A 20,051-nucleotide genomic window follows, 5' to 3' on the forward strand; every position below is an offset into this window, starting at 1 on the left:
ATGAATGAAATGCAATTGCTGACCTGGGTCCGCGGACCGGGCCTCAACCTTGCCGTGGGAATATTTGTGCTCGGCGTGCTGTGGCGTTTGTTCGAGATCTACAGCCTGGGACGCAAGAAAGACCTCTCGGCACCGCGTGCGCTGCCCGGCGCATCCGGATGGCGGACGATTTTCCGGCGGACTCTTCCCGCCGAGGGCATGCTGAAGAAGGCGCCCGTCACCTACATCGCAGGTGCCATTTTTCACATCGGGCTGGCCATCGTGGTGTTCCTGTTCGCACCCCACATCAAGCTGATTCAGAGTCTGATCGGCATTTCCTGGCCCGCTTTGCCTTCGCAGTTCATCGACCTCGTCACCATCGTAACCCTCGTCGCGATGCTGGTGCTGCTGGCCGATCGCATCATGAATCCGGTGAAGCGCTTTCTCTCCACTTTTGAAGACTGGTTCACCTGGACGTTGACTTTCCTGCCAGTCCTGACTGGATGGCTGGCTGTCCGGCACCTGTTGCTGCCTTACACCACCATGCTGGCCTTGCACATCCTTTGTGTTGAGCTGCTGCTGGTGTTTCTGCCGTTTACCAAGTTGTTTCACGCCTTCACGGTGTTCGGATCACGCTGGTTCATTGGCGCCATCAACGGTCACAAAGGAGTTGCCGTATGACTGCCTCTCTTGAAAAGGGCGTGCGCGTCCTGAAGGAAGTTATCGATGCGCCCATCGCCAGCTACTTCAACAGCTGCGTCCATTGCGGCCTGTGCGCCGAGGCCTGCCTGTTCTATACCGAAACCGGCAATCCCAAGTACACCCCGATCCACAAGCTGGAACCCATGCGACGCTTGTACGAGCAGGAATACACGCTGCTGGGTCGGCTGAAGAAAACGGTGGGACTGTCCAAGCCGGTCACGGACGCCGAGCTCGGCGAATGGCAGGAACTGGTCTACAACTCGTGCACCCTGTGCGGCCGCTGCTCGGCGGTGTGCCCGGTCGGCAACGACATCGTCTACATGGTGCGCAAGTTCCGTGAAGGCATGTCTGCCTCCGGCAACGCGCCCGAAGGCATCAAGGGTGCGGCCAATCGAACGATCACGATTGGCAGCCCGATGGGGGTGAAGCTGCCCGCCGTGAAGGCGCAGATGAAGCATGTGGAGAAAGACTTCGGCATCCCGATCCCGATGGATGTGGAAGGCGCCGAATACATGGTCATGCTGTCGTCGATGGAGATCATGAACTTTCCCGAGTACCTCGGGGCCATTGCCAAGATCATGCAGCATGTCGGCAAGACCTGGACGCTGTGTTCGACCGCATTCGAAGCCACCAATGCCGGCATGCAGATCGGCAATTCGGACCTGGCCCGGGTCATCGTCTCGCGCATCGTCGAAGGTGCGGAAAAGCTCAAGGTCAAGACGGTCATCAGCCCGGAGTGTGGACACGCCTACACCGCCCTGCGTTGGGAAGGCGCCAACCTGGTGGGCCGACCGTTCACCTTCAAGGTTCAGCACATCGTTGAAGTGCTGGGCGAGTTCCAGGAACTCGGCCTGCTCAAGACGGAAGGCTTCGAGAAAGACCGTCTGACCTTCCATGACCCCTGCCAGCTGGCGCGTCGAGGCGGCGTCATCCAGCCGCAGCGCAATCTGCTGAACATGGTGGCGAAGAACTTCGTCGAGATGCCGGATGCCGGCTACATGAACTGGTGCTGCGGCGGCGGCGGCGGTGCCTCCGCGATCGAGGAAGGCGAGGCACTGCGCCTGGAGGCTTTCAAGGTCAAGAAGTCCCAGTTCGAGACCGTCAAGCCGGACCGCGTGGTCACCGCCTGCGCCAACTGCCGCATCGTTCTTGAAGAAGGTCTGGAGCACTACCAGATGGACCTGCCCGTGGTCGGCCTGACCGAGATGGTCGCCGATCATCTCGTTGCAAAAGGAGCCTAGCCGCCATGACGATCACCGATGACAAGGCATTCAAGCTGGCGCTGGCGAGTCTGCCCGTTGAGCGACAACGCCAGGTCGCCGTCGCATTTTGCCGGCGGGTCCTGGACCTCTCCCACGATGCGCGGGTGAAGTCCGCCCTGGAGTCCGCCGGGAGGCCCGACATCACGGAGGCCGAGTTGCAGCTGGCCGCTCATGCCGCCCATGCCGCGCGGGTGGACAGCTTTGCCCAGTGCGGGAGCGACGCCAGCTGGACCGCGCAGTCCGGCCACTTTGTTGCCAAGGCCGCGCAGGCGTGCGTGCGAATCGCTGTTCCGGGCGAGAGCATCGCATGGGACGCCGCCATGCAGGCGCGACTGGCGCGGACCTGCCAGACAGTCGCGGAAGGCCTGGGCACCGAGAACACCGAAGCCCGGGAGCAATACCGGATTCTTGAAACCTTCCTGCAGCGTTGAGGAAACCTGACCATGACCACAGCACAGCGCATTGTTGTTGACCCTGTCACGCGCATTGAAGGCCATCTGCGCATCGAGGCGCAGACCGATGCCGCCGGCAAGATCACCCAGGCCTATTCCGCCGGCACCATGGTGCGCGGAATCGAAATCATCCTGCGCGGACGCGACCCGCGGGACGCCTGGGCCTTCGCCCAACGCATCTGCGGGGTCTGCACCCTGGTGCATGGGGTCGCCTCGGTGCGTTCCGTCGAGGATGCGCTGCATCGCGCCATCCCCGGGTACACCATTCCCCGCAACGCGGAGCTGATCCGCAACCTGATGATCGCCACCCAGTACGTGCATGACCATGTCATGCACTTCTACCACCTGCATGCCTTCGACTGGGTGGATGTGGTTTCATCCCTCAAGGCCGACCCCAAGGCGACTTCAGCGCTGGCGCAAAGCATCTCCAGCTATTCCAAGTCCTCGCCGGGCTACTTTGCGGATGTGCAAAAGAAGATCAAGACCTTCGTCGATCAGGGGCAACTGGGCATTTTCTCCAATGCCTACTGGGGCCATCCAGCTTACAAGCTGCCGCCGGAAGCCAATCTGATGGCAGTGGCCCATTACCTCGAAGCACTCAGCTGGCAGCGTGAGGTGGTGAAACTGCACACCATCTTTGGCGGCAAGAACCCGCATCCGAATTTCGTGGTCGGCGGCGTGCCTTGCGCCATCTCGGTTCAGACCAGTGCCGGCCCGCAGCGCGGCGGCGGCGGTCAGGCGGCTACAGCCGTCAACATGGTCGGGCTGCAGATCGTGCAGAACGTGATCAAGCAGATGCAGGAGTTTGTTGATCAGGTCTACGTGCCCGACTTGCTGGCCATCGCATCGTTCTACAAGGACTGGGGCGGCATCGGCAACACCGGCGGCAACTTCATGGCCTTCGGTGACCTTCCTGGGAAGTCCATCTGGGACAAGGATTCCTTCCTCATCCCGCGCGGTGTCATTCTCAATGGCGACCTCTCCACCGTTCATCCCATCGATCTGGACAAGGACGACGAGATCCAGGAATTTGTGAGCCACTCCTGGTACCAGTACGGCGCCGGAGACGCACAAGGCCTGCATCCTTTCAAGGGCGAGACGGCCCTCAACTTCACCGGTCCGAAGCCGCCGTATGAGCACCTGGACGTGGACAAGAAATACTCCTGGATCAAGTCGCCGCGATGGAAGGGCAAGGTCATGGAGGTGGGCCCGCTGGCGCGTGTGCTGTTGATGTACGCCAAGGGTCACCAGCAGACCCGGGCACTCGTCGATTCCACCCTGAAAACCCTGGATGTGCCGGTCTCCGCGCTGTTTTCCACCCTGGGACGCACGGCGGCACGGGGACTCGAATCAAAGATCATCGCCGACGCCATGCAGGGCTGGTACGACGCGCTGATTGCCAACATCAAGGCGGGCGACGTGCGCACCTTCAACGACCAGTATTGGGATCCTTCCAGCTGGCCGAAACACATGCAGGGCGTGGGCTTGATGGAGGCCCCGCGCGGGGGGCTCTCGCACTGGATCGTGGTCGATGACGGCAAGATCAGCAACTACCAGGCCGTGGTGCCCAGCACCTGGAACGCCGGCCCGAGAGATGCCAAGGGCCAGCCCGGGCCTTATGAAGCTGCCTTGCAGGACAACCATGTCCTGCACGACCCCAAGAAACCGTTGGAGATCCTGCGCACGGTGCACAGTTTTGACCCCTGCATCGCGTGCGCCGTGCACGTGACCGATCCGCAAGGCGAGGAACTGGTGCAGGTGAAGGTGACCTGAGCCGCTTCGGCGGGACGGTCGGTCCTGTCAGATCGTCAGCGGGTCCACGTCGATGGCCCAGCGGATCAGGCCTTTGTGCGCCGGGTCGGTCCGCGTCTGGCGCAGGACCTCCTGCCAGGCGGCCAGAAAGCGCTGCAGCGCGGCGCGCGAGCCGCTTTCCACCAGCATCTGCGCGCGCTCCACGTTGGCCACGCGCTGCACCGTCATGGGCACCGCGCCATACAGGGTGATGCGCGCCATCACCTCCTCGAAGCCTTCCCGGGCGGCCAGCGTGTCCTGGGCGCCAGTGCTCGCCGCGTTCAGGAAGCCTTGCGCTACCTCCTGCGTTCGCGCCTCCGCCCGCACCAGCGCCTGGAAGCTGAAGGGCGGCATGGCCGCCGCCTGGCGCTCCTGAAGTTCACGCGCGGCGAACGCCGGGTAGTCGTGTTTCTTGAGCGCCTCGAACAGCGTGTGCGCCGGGTGGAAGGTCTGGATCCACATCTCGCTGGCCGAATCGCTGGCAGCGACCAGGGCGGCATCGCGCCCGGCGCGTCCGGCCGACTGCATCAGCAGGCTGAACAACCGCTCCGGTGCGCGGAAATCGCTGGAGAACAGCGCGCCGTCCGGGTTTACTGCGGCCACCAGCGTGATGCGGCGAAAGTCGTGGCCCTTGGCGATCATCTGCGTGCCGACCAGCACGTCCACCTCGCCTGAATGCACCTGCGCCAGCTGGGATTCGAGCGCGCCCTTGAGCTTGGTCGTGTCAGCGTCGATGCGCACGATGCGAATCGGCGTGCCGTCCGGCCGGGTGACGCCTTCCAGCAGCTCCGCCAGGTGCTCCTCCAGCCGCTCGGTGCCGCGGCCCAGCGGGGCGATGTCGATGTTGCCGCAGGCCGGGCAGGCCCGTGGCACCCGTTCGGTGAAACCGCAGTGGTGGCAGCGCAGGGTGCGGTCGATCTTGTGGAACACGCGGAATGCGCTGCAGTGCGGACACTCGCTTTTCCAGCCGCAGTCGGCGCAATGCAACACGGGGGCGTAGCCGCGCCGGTTCAGGAATACCATGGACTGCTCGCCGCGCGCCACCCGGGCACGAATGGCATCGAGCAGCGGCGCCGAGAACACGGTCCTCATGGGCTGATGGTTCATGTCCACCCGCCGCACCTTCGGGAAACCGGCATCGCCGATGCGCCCCGGCATCACCAGCCGGGTGTAACGGCCGCCGGGATCGTCCACGCTGGCAGGGCGACTGTGGTGCCAGCTTTCCAGCGAAGGCGTGGCCGAGCCCAGCAGCACCTTGGCGCCGTCGAGCCGACCCCGAAAGACGGCCAGGTCGCGCGCCGAATAACGTGCACCTTCCTGCTGCTTGTAGCTGGGGTCGTGCTCTTCGTCGACCACGATCAGCCTGAGCGCCGGCATCGAGGCAAACACCGCCATGCGCGTGCCCAGCACGATGCGCGCGGCGCCGCTGTGCGCGGCCAGCCAGCTCTTCAGACGCTGCGGGTGGGTCATGCCGCTGTGCAGCGAGACCACGGCGCGGTCGCCGTAGCGCGGCGCGAAGCGCGCGTTGAAACGCGCCTCCAGCTGCGGCGTGAGGTTGATCTCGGGCACCATCACCAATGCCTGCGCGCCTGGGTCGCGCTCCAGCAGCGCGGCCACGGCGTGCAGATAGACCTCGGTTTTCCCGCTGCCGGTGGCGCCAAACAGCAGAAACGGGCCTGGTTTTGAATCAAATTCGGCCAATGCCAGCGCCTGCTGGTCGCTGAGTGCTATGAAATCAGGACTTTTCCCGGCGGCATTGCCGGCGCCGACGTCGCGCGGTTTGCCGGCGCCGGCCTTCAGGCGGCGGGCCAGCTGGGTGCTGCTGAGCTCGCGAAGCTGCGGCGGCAGTGCGGCCAGCGCCAGTTCGCCCAAGGCGCGCTGGTAGTACCCGGCCGCAAAGGCCACCAGTTCCAGCCAGGGCGCGGACAGGGGTTCGATGCCCTCCAGCGCGCCCGCGATCGTCCGGGTGGCCTCCGCGGCCCGCCCATCCGGCGGTCCGTCGGCCGGTGACCAGACGATGCCCAGCACCTCGCGCGACCCCAGGGGCGCACGCACCAGCGTTCCCGGCGGTAGTGGCAACTCACTTCGGTAGGTCAGCGGTCCGGCCACCGAACTGTGCGCTGGTGTCTGGACGGCGACCGAGATCCAGTGGTTCATGCGAAGGCGGCGTTTACCGGGCTTTCTTGAAGTCTTCTTTGCAAAGCGGCCTCAAGTCGTTGATTTAGAAGGGATTGAAGGGCAATCCAACGTTTCTGTGGATAACTTTGTTGAAAACCTGTCCCGGCGGCCCCGGAAGCCTTGAAAATCAAGGCTTTGGCTGGATTGCCCATGAAAAAAGCAAACTTTTAAACCTATATGAATCAATGACTTGCGATCACTATGGGTTTTATAGCGTGACTGGGCGCTTCAACAATACATTGCGGCACCGCACCACAAATTTTGTGCATAAGTCCCCTTGGGTAGCGAATTATTTTTCTGGGAAACCTGCCGAAAAGGCTTGACGGCATCGATTTTGCGCCCTAGAAGCGCGCGTCGGGCCCGGTCCGGACCCGCGCCCGAGCCGGCGGACCGAATCTTCAGGCGCGCTGCGCGCGCGAGTGGGCATGCACCGCTTCCACCAGCACGGCCACGTTCTCGGGTGGCGTGTATTGGCTGATGCCGTGGCCCAGGTTGAAGATCTGCGTCGGGCCGCTGGTGCCGCGGTCGGTGTGGGGCAGGCCGAAACTGTCGAGCACGCGCGCCACTTCCGCGCGGATGGCCTCGGGCGGCGCAAACAGCACGTTGGGGTCGATGTTGCCTTGCAGCGCCTTGCCCGGGCCGCCCACGTCACCGCCCACGATCTGGCGCGCCGCGCCCAGGTTCATGGTCCAGTCCAGGCCCAGCACCTCGCAGTCCAGCGCCTTCATGTCCTGCAGCCACAGGCCGCCGCCCTTGGTGAAGACGATGCGCGGCACGATCTGGCCGTCCACACCGGTGCGTTTCAGCTGCGCCAGCACCCGGGCCGTGTAGGCCAGGCTGAAGGCCTGGAACGCGCCGTCGGCCAGCACGCCGCCCCAGCTGTCGAATATCATCACGGCCTGCGCGCCGGCATCGATCTGCGCGTTCAGGTACACCGCCACGGCATCGGCGTTGACCTGCAGCATGCGGTGCATCAGGTCCGGGCGGCTGTACAGCATGGTCTTCACCAGGCGATAGTCGTCGCTGCCCTTGCCCTCGACCATGTAGCAAGCCAGCGTCCAGGGGCTGCCCGAGAAGCCGATCAGCGGCACGCGGCCATCGAGGGCCTTGCGGATCGAGGTGACGGCGTTGGTCACGTAGCGCAGCTTGTCCATGTCCGGCACCTGCAGCGCGGCCACGGCGGCCTCGTCGCGCACCGGCGAGGCAAAGCGCGGGCCTTCACCCTGCGCGAACGACAGGCCCAGGCCCATGGCGTCGGGCACGGTCAGGATGTCGGAAAACAGGATGGCCGCGTCCAGCGGATAGCGCTCCAGCGGCTGCAGCGTCACTTCGGTGGCGTAGTCCACATTCGTGGCCAGCCCCATGAAGCTGCCGGCCTTGGCGCGCGTGGCGCAGTATTCGGGCAGGTAACGGCCGGCCTGGCGCATCAGCCACAGCGGGGTGTAGTCGGTGGCCTGGCGCAGGCAGGCGCGCAGGAACGTGTCGTTTTTCAGGGGGGCGAACGTGGAAGTCATGCCCCGATTGTCGCAGGCCCCGGTAGGGGTCAGGCTGCGCCGCGGGTGGCGCGCTCCAGGGCCTGGTCAATGTCCCAGAGGATGTCGTCCACGTCCTCGATACCCACAGACAGGCGCACCATGTCGGCGCTGACGCCGGCCTTTCGCAGTTCCTCGTCGTTGAGCTGGCGGTGCGTGGTGGACGCAGGGTGGATCACCAGCGTCTTGGCATCGCCGATGTTGGCCAGGTGACTAAGGAACTCGCAGGCGTCGATGAAGCGCTCGCCGGCCGCGGCGCCGCCCTCGATGCCGAAGGTCAGGATGCCCGATGCACCGGGCTGGCCATCGACGGTGCGGAACTGCTTCTTTGCCAGCTCGTAGTACGGCGAATCGGGCAGGCCGGGGTAATTGACCCAGCGCACTTTCGGGTGCTGTTGCAGGAACTGGGCGACCTTGAGCGCGTTGCGGCAGTGCTCGCGCATGCGCAGGTGCAGTGTCTCGGTGCCCTGCAGCAGTTGCCAGGCACTCATGGGCGACAGCACCGCGCCAAAGGTGCGGTTGACCTCCAGACGCGCCTTCATGGTGTAGCCAAAGTCGCCAAAAGTCTCGTAAAACTTCACGCCGTGGTAGGCGCGGCTGGGCTCCACCATCTCGGGGAACTTGCCGTTGTCCCAGGGGAACTTGCCGCCTTCGACGACCACGCCGCCCATGGTGGTGCCGTGGCCGCCGAGGTACTTGGTGGCGCTGTGCACCACGATGTCGGCACCCCAGTCGCAGGGGTTGCAGAGATACGGGCTGGCCACGGTGTTGTCGATGACCAGCGGCACGCCGTGCGCGTGCGCCACCTCGGCCACGGCCGCGATGTCCAGCACGTTGACCAGCGGGTTGCCAATGGTCTCGCCATACACCGCGCGGGTGTTGGGCCGGATCGCGCGCGCGAAGTTTTCGGGGTCGGACGGATCGACAAAGGTGGTTTCGATGCCGAGTCGCGAGAAGCCGATGCCGAGCTGCCCCACCGTGCCGCCATACAAGGTGCTGGCCGCGACGATGTGGTCGCCCGCTTTCAGGATGGCCAGCAGCGCCGTCATCTGCGCCGCCATGCCGCTGGCGCAGGCCAGCGCCGCGCGTGCGTTCTCCAGGCTGGCCACGCGCTCCTCGAACACCGCCACCGTCGGGTTGCTGATGCGGCTGTAGACGTTGCCGAAGGTCTGCAGGTTGAACAGGCTGGCCGCGTGTTCGGCGCTGTCGAACACGAAGCTGGTCGTCTGGTGGATGGGTGTGGCGCGCGCGCCGGTCACCGGGTCGGGGATGGCGCCGGCGTGGATGGCGCGGGTGGCGAATGCGTAGTCACGGTCACCGCTTTTTGGAGGTTGGCTCATGGTGCGGCCCTCAATACGGCAGCTGCTGCGGCCGCTTGGCCGAGATCACGCGGGTGTTCACGCCCGCCCAGCCCAAGCCGCCAAACAGGCGCGCGTGTTCGATTTTCACGCAGCGGTTCTGGATGACTTGCAGGCCGGCATCCTCGGCGCGCTCGGCGGCTTCCTCATTCACCACGCCGAGCTGCAGCCACAGGCAGCGCGCGCCGATGGCGATGGCTTCCTCGGCCAGCGGCGGGATGTCGTCGCTCTTGCGAAAGCAGTCCACGAGGTCGATGCGCCCACCCTGCTGCGCGATCGCCTGCGCCGCCTCAACCACGCTGGCAAAGCAGCGCTCGCCCAGGATGCTGCCGTCCTCGCGGGCCACCAGCGGGTTGACCGGGATGATGCGGTAGCCGTGCGACTGCATGTACTTGGCGGCGAAGTAGCTGGGGCGGTGCCACTGTGGGGACAGGCCCACCACCGCGATCGTGCGGCAGTGGCCCAGGACGTCGCGCAGGGTGCTGATGGTGTCGGGGGTGCGGCTCATGGGCGCAGTGTACGCACTCGCCGCGCTGACAGAACGCGACGGCGCTGCCATCGCATCAGGGCCCGCGCGCCCCGATCAGGACTTGTACTTCACGCTGCAGCCGTAGGCCTGGCTGGTGGACACCGACAGCGGTTTGCCGGCCTTGATTTCGCCCAGCGCCTGGCGGATGTACGGGTTGGCCTTGGGGATATCGTCCACGCGGGACGACGGGATGCTGTCGATGCCGCCGGCATACACCAGCACGCCCTGGGCGTTGACGATGTACATGTGCGGCGTGACGCGGGCGCCGTAGGCCTTGCCCACGACGCCGTCCTCGTCCATCAGCGTGGCGGTGGGGGCGGCCTGCTTGTCCTGCATCCAGCGCGCCAGCTGCGCGGGGCTCAGGTAGTCACCGCTGGCGGTCTCGGTGGAGTTGATCGCCAGCCAGACCACGCCCTGTGCGGCAGCTTCCTTTTGCAGCGCCTGCATGTTGCCCTGGTAGTGCTTGCGCACGAAGGGGCAGCCGGGGTTGTTCCATTCCAGCACCACGGTCTTGCCCTTGAAATCGGCCAGGCGCACCGGTTTGCCGGCGGTGTCCGTGAGGGTGAAGCCGGGCGCGCTCTGGCCCACCACCGCGGGTGCGGCCATGGCATGGCCCTGCATGAGGATGGTTGCCGCGGCGGCAGCGCTCAGGAATGAACGACGTTGCATGATGCTTTCACCTCCATTTGAGAGACGGAACAACCGAACCCCATGTCAGAGCGCGGCCAATGCCGAGCGCACCTCGTCCACGCCCAGGATCTCCGACAGCACCACCGGGGCACGACCTTTCTGGTAGAGCACATACACCGGCACCCCATTGCGCCCCAGGGCGCTCAGCGCGGCGGTGATGGCGGGGTCGCGGCGGGTCCAGTCGGCGCGCAGCAGGTGCACCTTTTTCGCGTCGAAGTCGGCCAGCACGGCGGCGTTGGCGAGCGTGGTCTTCTTGTTGTACTGGCAGGTCACGCACCAGGCCGCGGTGAAATCGACGAACACCGGTTGGCCGGCCGCCAGCAGGCTGTCCACCTTGCCCGTCGCCCAGGGCTGCCAGCGCTCGGCGGAGCCTGATACTGGCGTGGAATCGGCAAATTTCACGATATTTTGGCCAATCCCCAGCGTCAACAGGGTGAAGCCTGCTATGGATAACGTAGCGAAGACCAGGCGGGCGCGGCCGTTCAGCGTGAGCGCCCACACCACGAACGCGCCGCTGACCAGCAGCGTCAGCAGGGCGCCGGCGCCGTCGATCCCGGTCTGCTGGCCCAGCACCCAGACCAGCCAGACCACGGTGGCAAACATCGGGAAGGCCATCAGGCGGCGGAAGGTCTGCATCCAGGCGCCGGGGCGGGGCAGCGCGCGCGCCACCGCCGGCACCAGGCTGGCGGCCAGGTAGGGCAGCGCCAGCCCGAGACCCGTGATGGCAAAAACGGCCAGCGCCTGGACAGCCGGCAGGCTGACGGCCAGCCCGAGCGAGGCGCCCATGAAGGGCGCGGTGCAGGGCGAGGCCACGGCCACCGCCAGCACGCCGGTCAGGAAGGCGTCGAGCACCGGATGGCGCGCCTGCAGGCTGGCCACGCTGGAGGGCAGGAACGAGCCGAACTCGAACAGACCGGCCAGGTTCAGGCCGATCAGGGTGAACAGCGCCGCCAGCGCCGCCACCACGCCGGGGCTCTGCAGCTGGAAGCCCCAGCCCAGGCTTTCGCCGGCGGCGCGCAAGGCCAGCAGCAGCGCGCCCAGCGCGGTGAAGGACAGAACCACGCCGGCGGTGTAGGCCACGCCGCTGAGGCGGTGGGCGCGCCGGTCATCGGCGTGGCGGGCGAAGCCGACCACCTTGATGGCCAGCACCGGGAACACGCAGGGCATCAGGTTCAGGATCAGGCCGCCGAGCAGAGCACCCAGCAGCGCCAGCACCAGCGACGTGGAGCCGCCCGCAGGCGCCGCGGCGGTTGCGGCGGCGTTGGCCTTGAGCGCGGTGTCGGGTGCGCTCGATACGCCTGGGCCGGCGGCGACCTTGGGCCATTCGCCCAGCACCTTGAGCTCGGCGCGCCAGCCTTGGCCGCCCGACGCAAACACGACCGGCATCAAGGAAGGACTGTTCAGCCGCTGTGGCGCCAGCGGGATGCTCGCGGTCCATTCGGCGCCATTCCAGGCCTGTTTGGGCGTGGCGGCGGTCTCGATCACTTCGGGCGTTTCCGGGAAGACATCCAGTGTCTTGCCGCGCAACTCCACCGGCAGGCCCTGCACGCTGAAGCGCAGCAGGTTGCCGTCGATCCGGACCACGCTGTCGGGCAGGATGCCCTGGGTGGTCAGCGCTGGCCGGGGCTGGGCCTTGAAAGCGGCCTCAAACGCCGCCCCGTTGAGCGCCGTGGAGCCCTTGAGGGGGATCTGGAGGGCGAATTCGCCTTCTTCCGGGATGCACTCCTTGCGGCACACCAGCCAGGACGCCTTGAGCTTGACGTCCAGCGTGTGGCCCGTCAGAGGCGGTTTGAAGTCGGGTGTGATCGTCAGCGGCACCGGCAGCAGCACCGTGCCCTCGTAGCCGTAGTTGGCCAGGCTGCCAATCGGGATCTTCTTCGGGATCGGCCAGGCAATGTCGCCGGCGATCACGCCCGGCGGCAGCGTCCATTCGAGCGTGGTCGGCAGGCCGGAGTCGCCGGAATTCTTCCAGTAGGTGTGCCACTCGGCCTTGTGCGCGAGTTGCAGCCCGACCCAGACCGGTTGCTTGGCCGCTGCCGCTTCGCCGAGTCCCACAGGAACGCCCTGCGGTGCGAACGCCAGCAGCTCGGCGCGCACCTGAGGCGTCGTGACGACGGTTTTGGAAGAATTTTGAGCCCATCCCAGCGTCGAATGGACCCATCCTGCTATCAGAATCAAAGCAGGAAAGAGAATGCGCGGCAGACGGAATCGAATCATGGTTGATGCTGGGGCTGAGGCCGTGGGAGTGCGTCGGGTCGGATTTGGTTCCCCGGCAGCACCCGCCGCAGCCCGGTCGGGCGCGACAGCTGCCATTGTCGCCGCTTGCCGGGACGGCCGCTGCAGGGGTGCTCAGCGGGCGCGGCGGGGTGCGGCCGGGCCTGTCGTTGCGGGCGGCGGTGCGGCCCCGAACACGGCGGGCAATCTTTGGGGCGCCTTGATGCGCAGCTGCTTGTTCACGTTTTCCTGGCCGAACACCACCTCGATGTCGGTCACGCGCACGCCGAACAGCGGCGCCAGGAACTTGACCATGTAGTCGGTGGCCCGGCCGTTCTCGGGCTTGGCCTTCACGCTGACACGCAGCTGGTTGCCCAGGGGTTCGCCAATGGCGTCACTCCTGGCGCTGGGCTTGCCCAGGATGTTGACGATCAGCACATCGCCCTCCCAGCAAAAGAACGAATCGCCGGTGATGTTGCGGTGCTGCATGAAGGGGGCGGATGTCCGGGCGCGCCTTGCTCCGGCGCGCGACGCATCAGGTGGCGAATCCGAGCACCACACGGCGCGTGGTGGCCGATTTCTTTTCGATCTTGGTCACCACCACCGCGCCGATTTCCGCGGTATTGGCCACATGCGTTCCGCCGCAGGGCTGGAAGTCGATCAGCTCGGTCGCGCCGATGCGGATCGTCCGGATGGTGCCGCTGCCGCGCGGCGGCTGCACGCTCATGCTTTTCACCAGTGCCGGATTGGCGTCGAGCTCGGCATCGGTGATGCTGCCCACCGCCACCGGGTGCGCTGCGGTCACCAGCGCGGCGATGGCGGCGGTCAGCGCATCCTTGTCCAGTGGATCGGTCATGTTGAAGTCCAGGCGCGCGTAGTCGGGCGTGATGGAGCAGCCGTTGACCAGCTGCGGCACCACATGGCACAGCAGGTGGGTGGTGGTGTGAAAGCGCATCAGCCGGTGGCGCCGCGCCCAGTCGATGCGGGCGGTCGCCGTGTCGCCGACCTGCAGTCCTTGCTGTTGACAGAAGTCCTGAATCGATAGCGAAGAATGACCATCTTGTGCTGGGACATGGCAGATATCGTTCGTAAACTGTCCTTCAGCGTCTTTTCCCTTGCGGGTGTCGCTGATGGGCAGCGCACGGCCGTCGGCGAGCATCAGGGTGCCCGCGTCGCCTGCCTGCCCGCCGCCCAGCGGGTAGAACACGGTGCGGTCCAGCACGACGCCCTGGTCGGTGATGGCCGTGACGGTGGCGGTGCATTCGGCCAGATAGGCATCGGTGCGGAAGAGGTCCTGGGTCATGGACGGATGATAGTTCGGCGGTGCGGGTGCTCGAACTGGGCAGTGCCTTTTCCGGGCGCCACGATGCAACCATTCGCATTAAGATGCGGCCGATGAGCTTGCTGCCTCGCTTCTGGTCTGACCTGGCCACCACCGACTTTGCCGGGCTCGATGCCACGCGCACCGTGGCCGTGCTGCCGGTCGCAGCGACCGAGCAGCATGGGCCGCACCTGCCCTTGTCCGTCGATGCCGATCTGGCCGATGGCATCGTGGCGGCCGCGTTGCCTCACCTGCCGGCGGATCTCCCGGTGCTGTTCCTGCCCACGCAGGCTGTCGGCTTCAGCCCGGAGCACGCGCGCTTTGCCGGCACGCTGACGCTGAAGGCCGAGACGGTGCTGCGCCTGTGGACCGACATCGGCGACTCGGTGGCCGACAGCGGCCTGAAGAAGCTGGTGCTGTTCAATGCCCATGGCGGGCAGGTCGGCCTGATGGACCCGGTGGCGCGGGACCTGCGCGCGCGCCGCGGCCTGCTGGTGTACAGCGTGAACTGGTTCAACCTGCCGATGCTCGATGCGCAAGGGCGTGATGTCGCAGCGCTGTTCAGCGCCGACGAGCACCGGTTCGGCATCCATGCGGGCGACATCGAAACCTCGATGATGCTGGCGCTGCGGCCCGAACAGGTGCGCATGCAGCACGCGCGCAATTTCCGGTCCACGTCCCAGGACCGCGCGGCCGCCTGGCCGCTGCTGGGCAACGGACGCAGCGCGAAGCTGGGCTGGCAGATGCAGGACTACCACCCTGCCGGCGCCGTGGGCGATGCGGCGGCAGCCACGCCGGAAAAGGGACGCTGCGTGATTGAGGCAGCGGGCCTGCAACTGGCCCGGCTGCTGCTGGAGGTGTCGCAGTTGTCCCTGTCCACCCTTGCCGATGCGGGTGGCGCAGCCTGACATCGCGCCGAGCAACCCATGATGCGCGCGACCTTGTCCGGACGATCACCGTGGATCCGGTGCGCGTCGGCGTGGCGGGCTTGGAGCAAGATCCTGGGTTCGGCTTTCCTGGCCTTCGTGCTGGGCCTGATCCTGGTCGGCGCGGCCCACAGCGCCCAGACCGCGCGACAGTCGCTTGACGGCTGGATCGAGAACGGCACCCAGGCCACGATCGATCAGGTCAGCGCCGCCGCAGCCCAGCGCTTCAAGCCGGTGTTGCCCGATGCGGTGCATGACCTGGGTCCGGGCAAGACCTTGTGGTTGCGCCTGCGGCTGCAGGCCGATCCTGGCGACAGGCCTGAATGGGGGCTTGACCTGCCGGTCCCCCTGCTGGATTTCGTGACGCTTTACGAAAAAGGGCCGGATGGCAAATGGTCAGCGCAGCGCGCGGGCGACACGCTGGCCGTCGCCTCCTGGAGCCGGCCCGGGCGCTATGCCAGCTTTGACCTGAACCTGCCGCCCGGCGTCACGCGCGAGGTCTTTCTGCAGGTGCGCCACCGCGACCCGATCGGATTCGAGCTGCGCATCGCGCCGGCGTCTGCGCTGGAGCAGGGACGCAAGATCGACTACCTTCCCCTGGGCATGATTCTGGGCACGCTGCTGCTGCTGACCGCGTGGTGCCTGATCCAGGCGGGCATTCATCGGGATCCGGTGTACGCCTGGTACGGTCTCTACGCGGCCGCGATGACCCTCACGATGGCCGCGGTCACCGGGGTGGCCGGCCAGTTGTTTTGGAATCAGTCGCCGTTCTGGGCCGACCGTGCGCAAGGTGTGCTGCCCATTGCGCTGTCCGGGATCAACATCCTGTTCCTGCGGCACCTGTGCAGCCTGGCCGCGCGCTACCCGAAGGTCGACCGGCTGGCGTTAGGGACAGGCGTTCTGGTTCTGTTGATGAGCGCTGCCTATCCCTGGGTCGAAGGCTGGGCCAGCAATGCCATGGTTTCCTTCAGTCTGCTGGCCAGCCTGGTTCTGACGTTCGTTCTGGCCGGTCTGGCGTGGCGCCGCGGCGATCCCGTGGGTGGCTGGGTGCTGCTGGCCTACGCGCCTCTGGCCCTGACGATCGTGGTGGTGGTGGTGCGCCTGTATGGGTGGATCACCGCGAGCTGGCTCACGTTCGACGCCAGTGCGGCGGCCTCGGCGCTGGCCGTGCCGCTTCTGCTGGGGGCGCTCCATGCGCGTTCGCGGGACCGCCATGGCGTGCGCACCCGCGTGAACAAGCTCACCCAGCAGGACGCGCTGACCGGTCTGCTGTCCGCCATGGCGTTCGAGGAGCAACTCAAGGGTGCGGTGTCGGGCGCCATCATGCGCCGGGAGGCCGCGGCCGTCGTGGTGGTGGAAGTGGTCAACCTGCAGGCCATCCGACAGGCCTATGGGGATGAAATGGCCGAGCAATGCCTGCTTCGCGCGGTCATCAAGCTGCACCGCGTGGTGCGCGATTCCGATCCGGCCGGGCGCATTGCGCCCGGCCGCTTCGGCCTGGTGCTGGAAGGCGTGCGCTCGCGCGCCGAGTTGCAGGAGCGCATGGTGCGCCTGCTGACAGCCGGGCTGACACCGGCGCGCGGCGCGGCGCTGGATATTCCGCTGCAGTTTCACCTGGCCTGCGTGCTGCTCAGCGAGCGGGTCATGACGCCCGCTCTGCTCCTGCGCGACCTGGACCGGCTGCTGGCCAGCATGTCGCCGCGCACGCGCCGTCCGATCCGCTTCCTGGATCCTGACGACAGCCGGGGGCCACCACGGAACAACCCGACAGACGGGGGTGCGCCGGCGGGAACGGTCAGCAGCCAGTCCGGTTCCAGGGGCCGTTCGCAGGGCCGCTCAAGCGGCCCCGACTCCGCCGGCCCGGGCGCGATCGTCTGATGATCGGGAGGGCGCCTGGCGCCTGGCGCCCGGTGTGCGGTCGGCCGTGGCGGCGGAGCCGGGCGCAGGAACGATAATTTGGGCTTGTCTGTCCTTTGTTCACCGGAGTCGCCCATGACCTACTCGCGCCGCGGACTCTTGTCCCGCCTGTCCCGCACCATTATTGCCCTGGCCGCTTTCGGCGCGCTCGGCGTGGCCAGCGCCCAGACCGCCAAGCCGGTCAAGCTGATGGTGGGCTTCCCGCCGGGTGGCGGCACCGACGCAATCGCGCGCATCCTGGCGGAGCGGCTCAAGGATGAGCTGGGCGTGCCGGTCATCGTCGAAAACAAGCCCGGCGCAGGCGGCCAGATCGCGGCGCAGGCGCTGAAGGCCGCGCCGGCCGACGGCACGACCTATTTCCTGTCGCATGACCACACCATCACCATCCTGCCGATGGTCACGAAGAATCCCGGCTTTGCGCCGGCGACCGACTTCATGCCGGTGGCCGGTTTCGCCACGTTCGTCAATGCGTTTGCGGTCTCCGGCGGCACGCCGGCCAAATCGTTCAACGAGTACGTCAACTGGGTGCGTACCCAGGGCAACGGCAAGGGCTCTGTGGGCGTGCCGGCGCCCGCTTCCACGCCCGAGTTCCTGGTCAAGGTGATCGGCGAGAAATACAAGCTGGATCTGGTGGCGGCGCCCTACCGTGGCAGCGCACCGATGATGGCCGACATGCTGGGCAACCAGATCGCGGCCGGCGTGGCCTCGGTGCCGGACTTCATCGAGAACCACAAGGCCGGCAAGGTGCGGGTCGTCGGCGTGCTGGGCGACAAGCGCCAGGCCGCGATGCCCGATGTGCCGACCTTTGCCGAACTGGGCCTGGCCGGTTTCGAGGACGTGCCCTACTACGGCATCTTCGCGCCGGCCGGCACGCCCAAGGCGACGGTCGACCAGTTCTCGGCCGCCGTGGCCAAGGCGATCGCCATGCCCGAGGTGCGCGAGAAGCTCACCGCGATGGGTCTGACGGTCGGCTACATGACGCCGCAGCAACTCGCAGCCCGCGAGCAGGCCTATGCCCAGGTCTGGGCGCGCATCATCAAGCACAGCGGTTTCCAGCCGCAGTGATGGATTCGGGCCCGCTGGCCTTGCAGGACCTGGCGGATATCCGCCGCCAGTTGCGTGCGCTGGGTGCCGGACCCGGCCATGAGCAGCGGGTGCTTCGCCTGTGGGCCCAGGCCCTGCCCCAGGACAGTGGACGTCGGCGGCTGGAGGACTTTCTGCCCGCCGCGTTGCGCACCGCGTTGCCGGCGGTGGCTGAGGGCCTGGCCGGCCTGGCGCGCCTGCGATCGGAACACCCGGCGCAGGACGGCTCGGCCCGGCTGTTGGTCGAGCTGGCCGATGGGCAGACGGTGGAGAGCGTGCTGCTGCCGCCGGGCCGCATCGCCGGACTGTGCGTGTCCACCCAGGTGGGCTGCGCAGTCGGCTGCGTGTTCTGCATGACCGGCCAGGGCGGCTTGCTGCGCCAACTGGGCAGTGCCGAAATCGTGGCGCAGGTGGCGCTGGCGCGCGCGCGGCGCGCCGTGAACAAAGTCGTGTTCATGGGCATGGGCGAGCCGGCTCACAACCTGGACGCGGTGCTGGAAGCCATCGATCTGCTGGGCACGGTGGGCAACATCGGGCACAAGAACCTGGTCTTCTCCACGGTGGGCGACGCGCGCGTGTTCGAGCGACTGCCGCTGGGGCGGGTCAAGCCGGCGCTGGCGCTGTCGCTGCACAGCACGGATGCGGCGTTGCGGGCCAGGTTGCTGCCACGCGCGCCGCGCATCGATCCGGCCGATCTCATCGAACAGGGTGAACGCTATGCCCGCGCCACCGGCTATCCCATTCAATACCAGTGGACGCTGATGCGCGGTGTCAATGACGGCGACGACGAGATCGAAGGTCTGGCGCGCCTGCTGGCGGGCCGTTACGCGATCCTGAACCTGATCCCCTACAACGCGGTCGAAGGCCTGCCGTTCGAGCGCCCGTCCTGGGAGCGTGCGGCCGAGATGGCGCGGGCCCTGCACCGGCGTGGTGTGCTGACCAAGCTGCGCCAGTCGGCGGCGCAGGATGTCGAGGGTGGTTGCGGGCAACTGCGCGCGCGTAGCCTGTCGCCGGCGCCCATCCGCTGGGTGGCCAAGCGGTCAAGTGCACAGCATTCTGTCGTGCAGGCATGAAGCCCAGCCATCACCGCAGTGGCGGCTTTCGCAACAGCAACCCCGCTATCGTGATCGGTAACTTCCCCTGGTACGAGATGGTCTGGCGCGGGCTGCGCGGCGATTTCACGCCGCTGGCGAAGCCCGCGGGCGGCTACGCCGGCTTTGCGCGGGACTGGAGCATGCCGGTGGATCGTGCGCGGCTTGCGGTGCGCCGGATTGAGCCGGTCGTCACCTGGCTCGGTCATGTCACGGTTCTGTTGCAGGTGGCCGGTCTGAACATCCTGACCGATCCGACCTTGGCCGGCTTCGCCGGGCCGTACGGCCGCTTCGGCGCGCCGCGCATGGTGCCGGCGCCGCTGATGCCGCGCGAATTGCCGCCGATCGACATCGTGCTGGTCTCCCACAACCACTACGACCACCTGTGCGATGCGACGATCGCGGGCCTGATCGCGGCAGGCCAGCAGCCCTGCATTCTCGTGCCGCTCGGCCTGAAGGCCTGGTTCGATGCGCGCGGCATCGGGCCAGTGACCGAGCTGGACTGGTGGGACAGCGTCGATGTGCCCACCCGTGTGGCCGGCGCGCACCTGCGCATCCATTTCACACCCTCCCAGCACTGGAGCCGGCGCACCCCGTTCGACACCAATGCCACCTTGTGGGGTGGCTTCATGCTGGAATGGCATCGCAGGGGCGCCCAACCCTGGCGCTTCCTGTTCCCGGGCGACACCGGTTATTCGGGGGACTTCAAGCGCATCCGCGAACGCCTGGGACCGGTGGATTTCCTGGCGGTGCCGATCGGTGCGTATCTGCCGCGTGACTTCATGAAAGCCATGCACGCCAACCCCGCGGATGCGGTGCAGATCCTGCTGGACCTGGAGGCGAAACAGGCGATGGGTGTGCACTGGGGCACGTTCCGGCTCACGCAGGAAGCGTTCGACCAGCCGCCTCGCGATCTGGCTGTTGCATTGCGCGAACGCGGGTTGCGGCCGGATGCGGTCTGGCTGCTGCGTCATGGGGAAACCCGCGCGATACCTTTGGCGTCGGGTTGAGCAGGGCGACTTGACC

General features: G+C 66.7%; 18 protein-coding genes. 10 read left to right on the plus strand and 8 right to left on the minus strand.

The features are described from left to right. Genes ACMUOY_RS03815 through ACMUOY_RS03830 form a run of 4 tightly spaced genes read left to right on the plus strand, consistent with a single transcriptional unit; the run spans position 1 to position 4,168 of the window. Entirely contained in the window at positions 1 to 660 is a 660-nt protein-coding gene (locus ACMUOY_RS03815; protein WP_413891261.1) for a nitrate reductase, read from the plus strand. Next, on the plus strand, positions 657 to 1,922 hold the full coding sequence (locus tag ACMUOY_RS03820; protein WP_413891263.1) for a (Fe-S)-binding protein: 1,266 nt from the start codon (positions 657 to 659) through the stop codon (positions 1,920 to 1,922). Before ACMUOY_RS03815 ends, ACMUOY_RS03820 begins: the two co-directional genes overlap by 4 nt. 5 nt (positions 1,923 to 1,927) lie before the next feature. Next, positions 1,928 to 2,374, plus strand: a complete 447-nt coding sequence (locus ACMUOY_RS03825; protein ID WP_413891265.1) for a hypothetical protein — start codon at positions 1,928 to 1,930, stop codon at positions 2,372 to 2,374. A 12-nt stretch (positions 2,375 to 2,386) separates the two neighbouring features. After that, a complete protein-coding gene (locus ACMUOY_RS03830; protein ID WP_413891267.1) occupies positions 2,387 to 4,168 on the plus strand; it encodes a nickel-dependent hydrogenase large subunit in 1,782 nt (593 codons plus the stop codon). Positions 4,169 to 4,195: 27 nt separating this feature from the next. Here the strand turns inward: ACMUOY_RS03830 and priA are convergent, their stop codons facing one another. After that, the gene (gene priA, locus ACMUOY_RS03835; RefSeq protein ID WP_413891269.1) at positions 4,196 to 6,343 is read right to left on the minus strand and encodes a primosomal protein N'; all 2,148 of its coding nucleotides are present in this window, start codon (positions 6,341 to 6,343) and stop codon (positions 4,196 to 4,198) included. A gap of 110 nt (positions 6,344 to 6,453) precedes the next feature. On the opposite strand from priA, the gene ACMUOY_RS03840 reads away from it, so the two are divergent. Continuing rightward, positions 6,454 to 6,687, plus strand: a complete 234-nt coding sequence (locus tag ACMUOY_RS03840) for a hypothetical protein (RefSeq protein ID WP_413891271.1) — start codon at positions 6,454 to 6,456, stop codon at positions 6,685 to 6,687. Between the two features lie 75 nt (positions 6,688 to 6,762). On the opposite strand, the gene hemE is transcribed toward ACMUOY_RS03840, so the two are convergent. From hemE to ACMUOY_RS03875, 7 genes are all read right to left on the minus strand, one after another. Continuing rightward, positions 6,763 to 7,878: a uroporphyrinogen decarboxylase gene (gene hemE / locus ACMUOY_RS03845; protein ID WP_413891273.1), complete on the minus strand. Its 1,116-nt coding sequence runs from the start codon at positions 7,876 to 7,878 to the stop codon at positions 6,763 to 6,765. Positions 7,879 to 7,907: 29 nt separating this feature from the next. Then, complete coding sequence (locus tag ACMUOY_RS03850) at positions 7,908 to 9,236, minus strand: O-acetylhomoserine aminocarboxypropyltransferase/cysteine synthase family protein (protein WP_413891275.1); 1,329 nt, start codon at positions 9,234 to 9,236, stop codon at positions 7,908 to 7,910. Positions 9,237 to 9,246: 10 nt separating this feature from the next. Continuing rightward, positions 9,247 to 9,762, minus strand: coding sequence for a CoA-binding protein (locus ACMUOY_RS03855; RefSeq protein ID WP_413891277.1), 516 nt, complete (start codon positions 9,760 to 9,762; stop codon positions 9,247 to 9,249). Positions 9,763 to 9,837: 75 nt separating this feature from the next. Then, positions 9,838 to 10,452, minus strand: a complete 615-nt coding sequence (locus ACMUOY_RS03860) for a thioredoxin family protein (protein ID WP_413891279.1) — start codon at positions 10,450 to 10,452, stop codon at positions 9,838 to 9,840. A 45-nt stretch (positions 10,453 to 10,497) separates the two neighbouring features. Beyond that, the gene (locus ACMUOY_RS03865; protein WP_413891281.1) at positions 10,498 to 12,690 is read right to left on the minus strand and encodes a protein-disulfide reductase DsbD family protein; all 2,193 of its coding nucleotides are present in this window, start codon (positions 12,688 to 12,690) and stop codon (positions 10,498 to 10,500) included. A 132-nt stretch (positions 12,691 to 12,822) separates the two neighbouring features. Beyond that, entirely contained in the window at positions 12,823 to 13,176 is a 354-nt protein-coding gene (locus tag ACMUOY_RS03870) for a DUF167 domain-containing protein (RefSeq protein ID WP_413891283.1), read from the minus strand. Positions 13,177 to 13,222: 46 nt separating this feature from the next. After that, the gene (locus ACMUOY_RS03875) at positions 13,223 to 13,990 is read right to left on the minus strand and encodes an alanyl-tRNA editing protein (RefSeq protein ID WP_413891285.1); all 768 of its coding nucleotides are present in this window, start codon (positions 13,988 to 13,990) and stop codon (positions 13,223 to 13,225) included. Between the two features lie 92 nt (positions 13,991 to 14,082). Here ACMUOY_RS03875 and ACMUOY_RS03880 point away from each other — a divergent pair, with 92 nt between their 5' ends. The 5 genes from ACMUOY_RS03880 (at position 14,083) to ACMUOY_RS03900 (ending at position 20,035) form a co-directional block, all read left to right on the plus strand. Continuing rightward, positions 14,083 to 14,916 (plus strand): creatininase family protein, encoded by an 834-nt coding sequence (locus ACMUOY_RS03880; protein WP_413891287.1) that lies wholly within the window; start codon positions 14,083 to 14,085, stop codon positions 14,914 to 14,916. Positions 14,917 to 14,934: 18 nt separating this feature from the next. Further along, positions 14,935 to 16,812, plus strand: coding sequence for a 7TM diverse intracellular signaling domain-containing protein (locus ACMUOY_RS03885; RefSeq protein WP_413891289.1), 1,878 nt, complete (start codon positions 14,935 to 14,937; stop codon positions 16,810 to 16,812). A gap of 114 nt (positions 16,813 to 16,926) precedes the next feature. Next, positions 16,927 to 17,916: a Bug family tripartite tricarboxylate transporter substrate binding protein gene (locus tag ACMUOY_RS03890; protein ID WP_413891291.1), complete on the plus strand. Its 990-nt coding sequence runs from the start codon at positions 16,927 to 16,929 to the stop codon at positions 17,914 to 17,916. After that, positions 17,916 to 19,007: an RNA methyltransferase gene (locus ACMUOY_RS03895; protein WP_413891293.1), complete on the plus strand. Its 1,092-nt coding sequence runs from the start codon at positions 17,916 to 17,918 to the stop codon at positions 19,005 to 19,007. Before ACMUOY_RS03890 ends, ACMUOY_RS03895 begins: the two co-directional genes overlap by 1 nt. Beyond that, a complete protein-coding gene (locus ACMUOY_RS03900) occupies positions 19,004 to 20,035 on the plus strand; it encodes an MBL fold metallo-hydrolase (protein WP_413891295.1) in 1,032 nt (343 codons plus the stop codon). The genes ACMUOY_RS03895 and ACMUOY_RS03900 overlap by 4 nt, the downstream gene beginning before the upstream one ends. Positions 20,036 to 20,051 lie beyond the last annotated feature (16 nt).

The sequence above is a fragment of the Candidatus Skiveiella danica genome, assembly GCF_022705245.1.
Lineage (GTDB): Bacteria > Pseudomonadota > Gammaproteobacteria > Burkholderiales > Burkholderiaceae_C > Skiveiella > Skiveiella danica.

Bases quoted from the DNA above. Each gene is read 5' to 3' on its own strand.
- ACMUOY_RS03890 (WP_413891291.1), top strand. From the start codon at position 16,927: ATGACCTACTCGCGCCGCGGACTCTTGTCCCGCCTGTCCCGCACCATT.
- ACMUOY_RS03875 (WP_413891285.1), bottom strand. From the start codon at position 13,990: ATGACCCAGGACCTCTTCCGCACCGATGCCTATCTGGCCGAATGCACC.
- ACMUOY_RS03830 (WP_413891267.1), top strand. From the start codon at position 2,387: ATGACCACAGCACAGCGCATTGTTGTTGACCCTGTCACGCGCATTGAA.
- ACMUOY_RS03825 (WP_413891265.1), top strand. From the start codon at position 1,928: ATGACGATCACCGATGACAAGGCATTCAAGCTGGCGCTGGCGAGTCTG.
- ACMUOY_RS03820 (WP_413891263.1), top strand. From the start codon at position 657: ATGACTGCCTCTCTTGAAAAGGGCGTGCGCGTCCTGAAGGAAGTTATC.
- ACMUOY_RS03850 (WP_413891275.1), bottom strand. From the start codon at position 9,236: ATGAGCCAACCTCCAAAAAGCGGTGACCGTGACTACGCATTCGCCACC.
- hemE (WP_413891273.1), bottom strand. From the start codon at position 7,878: ATGACTTCCACGTTCGCCCCCCTGAAAAACGACACGTTCCTGCGCGCC.
- ACMUOY_RS03865 (WP_413891281.1), bottom strand. From the start codon at position 12,690: ATGATTCGATTCCGTCTGCCGCGCATTCTCTTTCCTGCTTTGATTCTG.
- ACMUOY_RS03870 (WP_413891283.1), bottom strand. From the start codon at position 13,176: ATGCAGCACCGCAACATCACCGGCGATTCGTTCTTTTGCTGGGAGGGC.
- ACMUOY_RS03815 (WP_413891261.1), top strand. From the start codon at position 1: ATGAATGAAATGCAATTGCTGACCTGGGTCCGCGGACCGGGCCTCAAC.
- priA (WP_413891269.1), bottom strand. From the start codon at position 6,343: ATGAACCACTGGATCTCGGTCGCCGTCCAGACACCAGCGCACAGTTCG.
- ACMUOY_RS03880 (WP_413891287.1), top strand. From the start codon at position 14,083: ATGAGCTTGCTGCCTCGCTTCTGGTCTGACCTGGCCACCACCGACTTT.
- ACMUOY_RS03860 (WP_413891279.1), bottom strand. From the start codon at position 10,452: ATGCAACGTCGTTCATTCCTGAGCGCTGCCGCCGCGGCAACCATCCTC.
- ACMUOY_RS03895 (WP_413891293.1), top strand. From the start codon at position 17,916: ATGGATTCGGGCCCGCTGGCCTTGCAGGACCTGGCGGATATCCGCCGC.
- ACMUOY_RS03855 (WP_413891277.1), bottom strand. From the start codon at position 9,762: ATGAGCCGCACCCCCGACACCATCAGCACCCTGCGCGACGTCCTGGGC.
- ACMUOY_RS03900 (WP_413891295.1), top strand. From the start codon at position 19,004: ATGAAGCCCAGCCATCACCGCAGTGGCGGCTTTCGCAACAGCAACCCC.
- ACMUOY_RS03885 (WP_413891289.1), top strand. From the start codon at position 14,935: ATGATGCGCGCGACCTTGTCCGGACGATCACCGTGGATCCGGTGCGCG.